Annotated in this window: 5 protein-coding genes; all 5 read left to right on the forward strand. The window is 64.5% G+C overall.

Translation table 11 applies throughout. From position 1 onward, the window contains the following. Window positions 1-4 precede the first annotated feature (4 nt). Genes BKM74_RS05260 through BKM74_RS05280 form a run of 5 tightly spaced genes read left to right on the forward strand, consistent with a single transcriptional unit; the run spans window position 5 to window position 6,429 of the window. Window positions 5-2,311, forward strand: a complete 2,307-nt coding sequence (locus BKM74_RS05260; protein ID WP_086464627.1) for a glycosyltransferase — start codon at window positions 5-7, stop codon at window positions 2,309-2,311. Next, on the forward strand, window positions 2,308-3,537 hold the full coding sequence (locus tag BKM74_RS05265) for a glycosyltransferase (protein WP_086464628.1): 1,230 nt from the start codon (window positions 2,308-2,310) through the stop codon (window positions 3,535-3,537). The genes BKM74_RS05260 and BKM74_RS05265 overlap by 4 nt, the downstream gene beginning before the upstream one ends. Then, a complete protein-coding gene (locus BKM74_RS05270; RefSeq protein ID WP_086464629.1) occupies window positions 3,534-4,352 on the forward strand; it encodes a class I SAM-dependent methyltransferase in 819 nt (272 codons plus the stop codon). Before BKM74_RS05265 ends, BKM74_RS05270 begins: the two co-directional genes overlap by 4 nt. Then, window positions 4,352-5,017 carry a hypothetical protein gene (locus BKM74_RS05275; protein WP_086464630.1) on the forward strand — a complete coding sequence of 222 codons (666 nt, stop codon included), beginning with the start codon at window positions 4,352-4,354 and terminating at the stop codon, window positions 5,015-5,017. The genes BKM74_RS05270 and BKM74_RS05275 overlap by 1 nt, the downstream gene beginning before the upstream one ends. A 20-nt stretch (window positions 5,018-5,037) precedes the next feature. Continuing rightward, a complete protein-coding gene (locus BKM74_RS05280) occupies window positions 5,038-6,429 on the forward strand; it encodes a hypothetical protein (protein WP_086464631.1) in 1,392 nt (463 codons plus the stop codon). Window positions 6,430-6,494 lie beyond the last annotated feature (65 nt).

Here is a 6,494-nt window from a genome sequence, read left to right on the forward strand (position 1 = left end):
CCAGATGCGGGAGACAGCGCCCCCCGGTTCCGCCGTTATTGACCTCTTCCTCCTCGGGCGGGAACTGTTTCTCGGCATCCTGTCCGAGACCGCGCCGCTTCCCGCGGATGCCGTCCTGATCGTCAATCGCGGCGAGAAGCCGGTGCAGCAGCTTCTCCGTACCATTGTGGATGTGCGCGGCGGCGTCCGGCGGCGCGGTTTCATCCTGTTCCGCCGGTCCGGCCGGTCCACGCAACCCGTCTCCCAGATCAGGATCGAGGCCGGCGACAGGAAGACCCCTCTGGTCCTCTCCCGGCCGCCGCTGGCCTTCCCCGAGGCCGCGCGGCTGCTTGGCGACGATCTGTGCCTGCGGACCCTCGGTTTCCTCGTGCGTGATGCTGCCCCCAGGCTTGGCCTGTTCGAACGGGGGCATGACACCTCCGCGATTCGGGCGCTGCTGCTGGAGATGGCGACCGCCCATCTGCCGGTCAGCTATCATACCGACCTGTCCAAAGGTAAGCATTACGTCGAGGCGCTGCTGGCGGCGCCGGATACACGTCCGGCCACGATCCTGTCGATCGGCGAGGATGGCGCGCGGGTGACGCAGACCAGGCCGGTCGAGATCGGCCGCATCGCCAATGGCGATTATCTTCAGGGGCTGTTTCTGAACGGTCAGGACGACCGGCCCCTGAAGAACGAACTGGTCGTGATGATCCAGGCGGACCGGGTGCTGAAGATTGCCAGCCCGGCCATACGCGGCACATCCCCGAAGGCTTTTTTGGACCGTATCGCTGGCTTCGCGTTGCCGGTGCGGATTCGGCTGCGCGAAGCGCTGGGCACGATCATCGCGAAGGATGACCTCTTCGGCCCGGCCTTCGCCTGGATGCAGCGCCTGCAGGGGCTGCCGGCCCAATCGAGCGCCAATGCATCGGCGCCGTTCGGCGGCGGCATCGATTTCGCCGTGCCCTGCGGCGATGCCGGCATTTTCCTGCGCGGCTGGCTGTGGGACCCGCATGAGGCGATTGAGCGCTTCGATGCGGTTTCCGCCCATGGCGAGAAAGCCTCGATCCTCGACCGGATGATCCGCATCGAGGATGGCAAGGTGGGCAAGCATTTCCAGCAGAACAGCCTGCCGGTCCTGCGTCAGGAGCCGGGCTTCGTCGCCTTCCTGCCGATGGCGAAGGGCGCGCGGCACAGCCTGCAGACCCGTGCCGAGCTGGATTTCGCGGGCGGCGTACGGCTGGACCTGATGAGCGCGGTATCGGCGCTGCCGCCGCGTCTGGCGCGCGATCTGGTGCTGCAATCGCTGCCGCGAGAGCGGATTACGCCGGAGATTCTGGAAACGCTGTATCACCCGGCGCTGGCCGCCCTGCAGGCGGACTGTCTTGCGGACAAGCGGATCGACCGGGTGATCGCCTTCGGGCCGCCACCGGCACGGCCCAGGGTCAGCATCGTCATCCCGCTCTATGGTCGTTACGACTTCATCCGCGCGCAATGGATGCGCTTCGCCTTCGATCCCGATCTGGCGCATGCCGATCTGATCTACGTCCTCGACAAGCCGGAGGATGCGGCACAGGTCGAATCACTGCTGCACGGGCTGCACCTGACTTTCGGCGTTTCCTGCCGGCTGGCGGTCAATGCGGAGAATTACGGCTTCGCCGGCGCCTCCAATCTGGGCGCATCGCTGGCAGCGGCGCCGATGCTGCTGTTCCTGAATTCCGATGTCGTGCCGATGGGGACAGGCTGGCTCAGCCGGATGCTGGATTTCTACAAGGCGACGCCGGATATCGGGCTGCTCGGCCCGAAGCTGCTGTTCCCCGATGGCAGTATCCAGCATGCCGGCCTCTATTTCATCGGCGGCATCGCCAAATGGTGGCTGAACGGCGTCTATTGCAAGGGCTATGGCGCCGACTGGCCGGCGGCCAGTACCTCCCGCGAGGTTCCCGCCGTCACCGGTGCCTGCATGATGATTGCGCGCGACAAGTACGCGGCCGTGGGTGGCATTTCCGAGCAGTATGTGATCGGCGATTTCGAGGATACCGACCTCAGCCTGCGCTGCCGCCGGCAGGGCTGGCGCAACTGGTACCTGGCCGATAGCGCGCTGATGCATATGGAGCGCGCCTCCATCGACGGCCATGCCAGCTACACCCAGGCGCCCGTCGATGCCTATAATGGCTGGCTGCATACGAGGCTGTGGGGCGCGGATATCACCGAGATTCAACGCGCGTCCGGTGAAACGATCACGCCAGTGCCGGACGGCGAGGAAGTACCCAACGAGACGAAGCGGACTGCGCGCGGACGTGGTAACGGCGTGCGGCGGAAGGTGGCATGATGCGCATTCTACAGATCGCCCCAGCCTTCTTCGAATTTCAGCCCGGCGGGACGGAACTGTGCGCGCGCAGCCTGCATCGCGCTGCGCTTGGGCAACCCGGCATCGAGTCGCACCTGCTGGCCTGTGTTCCCTATTGGCATGCCAAACCAGGGGTCGGCAGCGATTTTCTGACGCCGACCAGGGGGGCGGCGGAAACCGGCATCGCGGTCCGGGCGTTCGATAGTTTCCACCTGTCGCAGCTGGATGATCTTGGTGTTTTAAGATCGTTCCGGGAGTTTCTGGAGAATTACCGCCCTGACCGGATTCACTTCCACCATCTGCTCTATCTTGGCGTGGAAGGTATCGTTGTCGCCCGGCGGACCTGCCCGAAGGCGGAAATCCTGCTGACGCTGCATGATTACTACGCGATCTGCGCCAATGACGGGCTGATGACGAAGAAACCGGACGGCGCGCTGTGTTATGCTGCGCAGCCCCATGCCTGCCTACAGTGTCTTCCGGAAGCGTCCCTTGAGGATTTTGCCTTGCGCGAACAGGGCATCCGGGCGGCACTGGACCTTGTGGACCGGCTGATCGCGCCCAGCGCCTTCCTGCGAGACCGCTTCATCGCCTGGGGCATTCCGGCAGAGCGGATTGCCTGCCAGCCCAATGCGCTGCCGGAAGGCTGGGCGGGCGCACAGCCCCTGCCGCCGCGCGAGCGCCGGCTGGGAGAGCCGGCGGTGTTCGGCTTCTTCGCCAATATCATGCCGCATAAGGGGCTGCATCTGCTGCTGGAGGCGGCTTTGTGGCTGAAGACGCAGGGCGTGGCGGGTTTCCGCATCGCCGTGCACGGCTCGGACAAGCATGCGCCGGAGGCGTATAAGGCGCGCATCGCCGCCCTTGTCGAGACTCTGGGACCGGCCGTGTCAATGCGTGGCGCCTATGGGCATGAGGAATTGCCGTCGCTTCTCGCCGGTATCGATGCCGTGGTTGTGCCCTCGGTCTGGTGGGAGAATGACCCGCTGATCGTGCGCCAGTCCGCCGCCATTGGGCGTCCCGTCCTCTATGCTGATCTGGGCGGGCTGGCCGAGGCGGGGGCGCAGTCGGGCGGGACGGGTTTCGCCGCCGGCGATGTGGCGGCGCTGGCACAGCGGATGCTGGGGATCATCCAGGCGGAGGAGAGCACCCGGACCGAGCCGGCCCTCGCCGTCATCGGCCAGATGCACAGGCCGGAGAAGAGGCCGGCATGAGCAGTGTCACCCGGCCCATAACGCGGACTGAGTTCGAGCGCAGCTTTGGCATCATCGACCTGCCGCGCCCGCCGGCCGGCATTCACGATGTCGGCGACGGGGATTTCGATGCCATCGGCCGGGAGTTCCTGTGGAACCTCGTGCACCATGCCGGTCTGGAACCGCACCACCGGGTTCTCGATATCGGCTGCGGCGTCGGGCGGCTCGCCCTTCCCCTGACGGTTTTTCTCGACCGCACGGGCAGCTATGTCGGCTTCGACGTCGCTGCCGGGGCAATCCGCTGGTGCCAGGACGAGATTTCCAGCCGGCATGCGAATTTCAGCTTCCACGCGGTCGATCTGCGCCACCCGCTCTATAATCCGGGCGGGGCGCTCGACCCGCTCTCCTTCGCCTTCCCGGTGGGGGAGGCGGGCGTCGATCTGGCGGCGGCGGTCTCCGTCTTCACGCATCTGTCGCCCGGTGTGATGGCGCAGTACCTGCGGCAGGTGCGGCGCAGCTTGGCGCCGGGCGGGCGGTTCTTCTGCACGGCGTTCTTCCTGGACGATGCTGTCAGGGCGCGGCTGCGCGCCGGCAAATGCCGCATCCCGTTCCGGGCGGACGATCCCGGCTTCTGGCAGGAAGGGCATGCGGATCATCCGGGTGCTGCCATCGCCGTCGATCTCGACTGGTTCGTGAAGGCCGCCGCGCAGGCCGGGCTGGGACTGGCCGGGCCGGTCATCCGCGGCCATTGGCCGGACGATACCGGCGGCGAGGGGTTTCAGGACATGTGCGTGCTGCAGCCGCTTGATCCGGCAATGGCCGGGGGGCGGCGCTGATGTCGATGGTGCAGAATGGCGGCGTGCCGGTGCGCCAGTCCGACCTGCCCTCGCGCGGCGGCATCCTTGGCTGCATCGACGCGATAGAAGGCGACCGGCTGTATGGCTGGGCCTGGGACCCGGACCGGCCGGCCCAGCGTCTGGCGGTGGAGATCTATGTCGATGGCGACCGGGCGGCGCAGATGGAGGCGGGGCTTCTCCGCGACGATCTGGCGGCCAATGGCGTTGGCGACGGGCATCACGCCTTCGAATATCAGCACCCCGGCGGCCGGGCGCTTGTCGGCCGGCGGATCGAGGTTAGGCTGGCCGGGCAGGATGTGGCACTGCCGGCGGCGGGACAGGCGGCCTCGGTGCTGGCGACGCATGCGCTGTTCGCCCGGCTGGCGCAGCTGGAGGCCACGGTGGCGGGGCTGCAGGAAAAGCAGCAGGAGACCGGCAAGTTCTATCACTTCGCCCTGAAAGGGCTGGAGATGCTGCAGCGGGACGTCAAGACGCACGACAAGGTGCTGTTCCGCCAGGATGAACGCACCGAAGCGATCCTGCAGGAGACCTCGTATTTCGGCGCATTCGTCCGCAAGATCGTCTGGAACCGGCGGTTTATCGTTACGCTGTCCTTCCTCGGGCTGTTTGCCCACCTGTTCTGGATTTTCGTATTCTTCTTTTGAGGCGCTCGAAGGGAAGTTACTTGGATACCGCTATCGCCGAACCGGCCAGGGCAGAGGATATCAAAGGATACGTCGACCATCTGGGGGCAGATGGCGCTTCTGGATGGCTTTGCGATCTCGCATGCCATAATCGGCGGCTCTCGGTCGAGATTCTGTTCGATGGCATCGTTATGGCGAAGGTCATGGCAGAAAGCTTCCGACCGGATATTCTGGAACTGGGAATGAGCGACGGTTACAGCGGTTTCGGGCTGACGTTTCCCGAAGAGTGGTTTGACGGAACCGAGCATGATGTCGTTCTCAGGGTGGCGGAGACTGGGGAACCGCTCACAGAAAGGTCGACGAAAGTGAGTTTTCCCCGTAAATCTGAGGCGACAAGCATCCATGGTCGCCTCGAGCACGTAGATTCCACTCTCTTTGTCACCGGCTGGGCCTTATCAGGCGTGGGCGAGGCGGCATGCGTGCAGGTGTCGGTCAATGGGAGTGTGGTTGCGTCGCAGGAGGCTTGCCTGGCGCGCCCTGATTTGATCGTGGCAGGGTTCCCCTTCGGGCGTGCCGGCTTCAAGATCAATATCCCTGAGGATATGATCACGCGCCTTGAAAACGAGATTGCCGTTACGGTTGATGGGCAACCGCTTCCCGGCAGCCCAATGCGCTTGAACCTGAGCCGACTGCTTGACGTTCGCGTTGAGGAGCCAAAGCACGGCAAGATTTACATCAAGGTAGATGGCTGGCCTGGGAAGGCCCTGAGAGGACGCCTTTTCCTTGATGGTCTCGCGATAGAGGATGTTGACCTTCACCGCCCCCAGAGACAGGCTCGGCAGTGTCTCGAAGGTGTCTGGACCATGTCTGAGACTCTTCAGGATGGCCGGCCCCATGTATATTCCTTCGAGATCGCGGATGGCGAGACAGTCGTACGCAGCGACTCAGTTATCCTCAGCTATCCGCAATACCTCGTTCATATCGATCACGCCGACACTGCAACCATTTCCGGCTGGGCGTTTCGCAAGGACAGTGCCTTGCCGCTTGCGCTGGCTATCTACCTCGAGGATGGCCTCGTCGGTGAGGCGCGCGCATCGATGCCACGTCCTGATATCCAGCAGCAATATGAATTGAAGAGCCCGGCCTGTGGCTTCAGTATAAAACTGGACGCGGCAGCCTGCGATTCCGCCTGCAGCTTGTTGATGCGCGATTCGCAAACAGGCATCGCGATTGCGGAGGTGTCCGTCGCGCATTCCCATGAAGCCCTGACCGAGATATCGACGGGCCTGGCACGCGTGATGGCCGGCGCCAGCAAGGCCCAGCTCCGCGCCGTGCTTGCGCCTCTGGCGATCGCTTCCACCGATGAGGCAGGCTTCCACTTCCGCACCTTGCCGAAACCCCGTCGCAGCAAAGCGGTTGAAGGGGTTGTCTAATCGCTTCTGGGGCGTCAAGCATATTATTGCGTCGAGACGACGCTGCCGGGTGCATGGTTGTCTTC

This window comes from Oceanibaculum nanhaiense (assembly GCF_002148795.1).
GTDB lineage: Bacteria > Pseudomonadota > Alphaproteobacteria > Oceanibaculales > Oceanibaculaceae > Oceanibaculum > Oceanibaculum nanhaiense.

Bases quoted from the DNA above. Each gene is read 5' to 3' on its own strand.
- BKM74_RS05270 (WP_086464629.1), top strand. From the start codon at position 3,534: ATGAGCAGTGTCACCCGGCCCATAACGCGGACTGAGTTCGAGCGCAGC.
- BKM74_RS05275 (WP_086464630.1), top strand. From the start codon at position 4,352: ATGTCGATGGTGCAGAATGGCGGCGTGCCGGTGCGCCAGTCCGACCTG.
- BKM74_RS05260 (WP_086464627.1), top strand. From the start codon at position 5: ATGCGGGAGACAGCGCCCCCCGGTTCCGCCGTTATTGACCTCTTCCTC.
- BKM74_RS05265 (WP_086464628.1), top strand. From the start codon at position 2,308: ATGATGCGCATTCTACAGATCGCCCCAGCCTTCTTCGAATTTCAGCCC.